The sequence below is a fragment of the Deltaproteobacteria bacterium genome (genome assembly GCA_016931625.1).
GTDB lineage: Bacteria > Myxococcota > XYA12-FULL-58-9 > XYA12-FULL-58-9 > JAFGEK01 > JAFGEK01.
Map to the genome: position 1 here is coordinate 1 of JAFGEK010000204.1, position 3,430 is coordinate 3,430.

Below are 3,430 nucleotides of genomic sequence, written 5' to 3' on the forward strand. Positions count from 1 at the left end.
ACATGACTATACTCTCTAATAGTTAATTATAACATAATATGTAGTACTAAGGTTATGTGTGCAACAGTATACATATTACTTTAATAACCTGGCTAAAATTATTTTTATTTAATAAAAACAGTCGAGTACTCGTAAAATATTTTGTAAAAGTATTGTAAAAGTACATTTGCTTATTGCCTCTATGCCACAACATACTTCGTAAATATAATAATGCTAGTAGCAGCAAAGGCTATGGGGGGTAATGTAGCAATTGTCGTGGATAGTAGATCAATAATAAATACAAATACAATGATTGTACCTGTAGGTAATTTTTATATAGCCAATACTGCTACAAATGAAACATCAGATATGGTTTTTCACGCCATAATATTACGTGACCCATGATTCTATATGGTGTACTTTCCCAATATTGGAGTGCCTGGCATCAATGCTGCCAGGTTTTTTAAATGCACAGTAAGACCAATGAACACCCATTAGTTGAATCAACATCTTCTGAAGAACCAAAAATATTTTTTGATGAGTCAGGGGATACTGGCAACAATTTTGAAGATGATAATCAACCTATTTTTGGTGTTGCAAGTATTTGTATGGCCGATAGAGAAATAGATACTTGCTATGAAACTATTTTAAAAATGCTTGGGGACAAGAATGTAAGTGAGCTTAAAGCTAGTAATGTACTTAAATCGCGTCATGCTAATAAAGTGTTTCGTTATTTAGAAGAGACGCTTAATAATCATCTTCATATTCTTCTGTATGATAAATCGCTATCTGTATTTTTAAAAGCTTACGATTTTTTTCTTGATCCACTAGAAGGTGTGTTTGGATGGGATATACAATATAATTTGCATAGACGTATTGCTTTTGAGTTATGGCGTGAATGGCTAAAAGGAAACATATACGCAAAAATGATTCGCGATGTTATAATTGAATTTGGTAGATGTCGATCTTTTAAAAGTCTTAACCAGATATTCTCTTTATCTTCTTTGCTTTACAATTCTCATGGTTTGTTTTCTCCCATGCTATGCCGCAATCATTTGTAAATATAAAGCTCTTGTATGTGATGAATTTAACTTAGTGATCAATAATGAACCAATTAATCGTTGGCCGCTAGACCTTTCGTTGGCAGCTACTCGCTGGTGTACTTCTTATTGGTATAAACGCATTGGCAATTGTCATCTGATTTGGGATAAGTCAAAAGCATTGAGTCAACAAGAAGAATTATTTAAAAAAATTATTGGTTGTGAAAATAAAAATAAGCCTCCTAAAGATCCAGTTAGCATCGATGAGCCATATGCATTTTATACAAGAACACTATCATTTTCTTTTAAAGATTCTCGTGAATCTTATGGCTTACAGCTTGCAGACCTTTTAGTTGGATATGCTGTTAAAGCTGCCAAAAACAATCAAACAACTAAGTCTCTAGCAAAAACTATTGGTCCATGTTCGGTTATGCCCGCGAAGCGTCATTTGCCCATGCAGTCTATAATGGACCGAGAGCAAGCATTAAAAGTATTGAGGGAAGTATTAGCTAATTGGTCAAACAAATAATTAATAAATGCCATACACTTCCATTGCGCGACTTCTTAGCTATTAAAGATCGCATTACTAGCAAACAAACCTTGGTACACACGCAACAATATGTTTTTCTAACTACGTGACAATTAAACCAACCAGCACCGAACTCAGCATTAATGAGCAAAACCTACTGCGTATGATATTTGATTGGTGGCTTATAAGATGCGAATGGCCGAAAGCGGGTTCATTAGGCAGGTCAAAAGAAGAGTTAGTGCCACCAGACCTTATCGATCCAATTATAAGAGATTTAATAGAGCGAAATTATATTACAGAAATTGGTGGCTCTAGACGGCTTGCTCTTAGATTACCAGTCATGGCTTGTTTTAAAGAGGCTAAACGCACTTTGCGTCATGCTGCTGCATTTCTTGATATGGCTAAAGAAGACTTGGCAGCTAATCGTGATGAAGAACCATTTCGCAACTACACGATATTAGAAGTTGCATCACGTTTACATATTGGTCTGATTGATTGCCGAAGATTACTGCAAACATTAGGTGCTGAAACTTCAATCAGTGGTTATCGTGATCCATGGCAGTCAGAAGATAAAGAGAAATTATCTCATGAGCAAATATTAAATTATAATGCTTTTACTACGCCGCGTGATTGGCGCAATTTGGCTGCGGCAGAATCTGCCGAAGATTATTTGATTAAATTTCATGGCAAGAACTCACTGCCGTATCAATTAAGTTCAATCAATAATCATCAACCAAGTGAAGTTGTTATACATTTAGAAAGAGATAAACACGATTTTTGGTTAGATGGCTATCGCATTACAATTCCTGATGGTCTGCATTTTGAGACCCTTTGTGAGCTTATTGATGAAGGTTGTTATTATTTTAAGTATGACAATTACGATACGCCTGCACAAAAAACAGAAATAAAAAATAGAATTAAAACTCGAATGAACTCTTTACGTGATTCAATACAAGGTGCAGCAAATGTAGCAGGCCTTATAGATTTTAAGGTTAAGGAACATATTGTTTCTATTCGCGGTCAAGGATATCGCTTAGAAATAAAAACAGACAACTGGTATTTAAAAAAATCTGATTTAAAGTAAATCTTACAAATATGCTTTTTTAATAATTTCAATCTTACAATTGTTACTTTTTATCTTACCTGCATCTTACAATTGTAGTTTTTTTACCCTCTTCAAATCTTACTTTTTCACATTTTATCAATCTCAGATCTTACCAAAAATCTTGTAAAATATTGATAACATTGAGTATTTACAGGCGACGTAAATACCTAGATAGAGTGCCAACTAATGAAAAAATTATCATGCGCATCAAAAGATTTTTACATGATTTGTGCTATCGAATTAATTCTTACCTATGCCGCAAAAGGCTGGCCGGTCATACCTATTGAGCCAAAAGGTAAAAGGCCGCTTATACAATGGAGTGAATTTCAGCAGCGCGTACCAACTCAACAAGAGGTGCAAGCGTGGTTTGAAAAATGGCCTGATGTAAACATAGGTATTGTTACAGGCGAGGTTTCGCAACTAATAGTTGTTGATGTTGATAGCGAACAAGCGCAAGCAACTATCAATAAACTTTTGCCCGATAGTTTAGTAACACCCATAGCAAAGACAGCCAAAGGCAAGCATTACTATTTTGTTCGGCCACCTAATGGTTTGCACAATAGGGTGCGTGTTGATGGTGTTGCCTTAGATGTTAGGTGTGACGGTGGTTATGTTGTTGCACCGCCATCTATTCATGCATCAGGTTTAGCTTATGAGTGGATAGTATCTCCTGGCGACGCGGATCTTGCCGAGTTACCGCAATCAATAATTGATCTGATAGAGAAAGATAGCAAAGCGCAACTGGTAGCAACACCGGCATTATCAGTAATGTCTACT

General features: G+C 35.6%; 5 protein-coding genes. All 5 read left to right on the top strand.

The features are described from left to right. Positions 1 to 210 precede the first annotated feature (210 nt). Positions 211 to 384, top strand: coding sequence for a hypothetical protein (locus tag JW841_16990; GenBank protein ID MBN1962631.1), 174 nt, complete (start codon positions 211 to 213; stop codon positions 382 to 384). A 62-nt stretch (positions 385 to 446) separates the two neighbouring features. Beyond that, positions 447 to 1,040, top strand: a complete 594-nt coding sequence (locus JW841_16995) for a DUF3800 domain-containing protein (protein ID MBN1962632.1) — start codon at positions 447 to 449, stop codon at positions 1,038 to 1,040. A gap of 34 nt (positions 1,041 to 1,074) precedes the next feature. Then, positions 1,075 to 1,548 carry a DUF3800 domain-containing protein gene (locus JW841_17000; GenBank protein MBN1962633.1) on the top strand — a complete coding sequence of 158 codons (474 nt, stop codon included), beginning with the start codon at positions 1,075 to 1,077 and terminating at the stop codon, positions 1,546 to 1,548. 106 nt (positions 1,549 to 1,654) lie between these two features. Further along, a complete protein-coding gene (locus JW841_17005) occupies positions 1,655 to 2,632 on the top strand; it encodes a hypothetical protein (protein MBN1962634.1) in 978 nt (325 codons plus the stop codon). 243 nt (positions 2,633 to 2,875) lie between these two features. Beyond that, positions 2,876 to 3,430 (top strand): bifunctional DNA primase/polymerase (locus JW841_17010; protein MBN1962635.1); only part of this gene is annotated, 555 nt, incomplete at its 3' end.

Coding starts and splice junctions, on each gene's coding strand:
- JW841_16990 (MBN1962631.1), top strand. CDS start 211: ATGCTAGTAGCAGCAAAGGCTATGGGGGGTAATGTAGCAATTGTCGTG.
- JW841_16995 (MBN1962632.1), top strand. CDS start 447: ATGCACAGTAAGACCAATGAACACCCATTAGTTGAATCAACATCTTCT.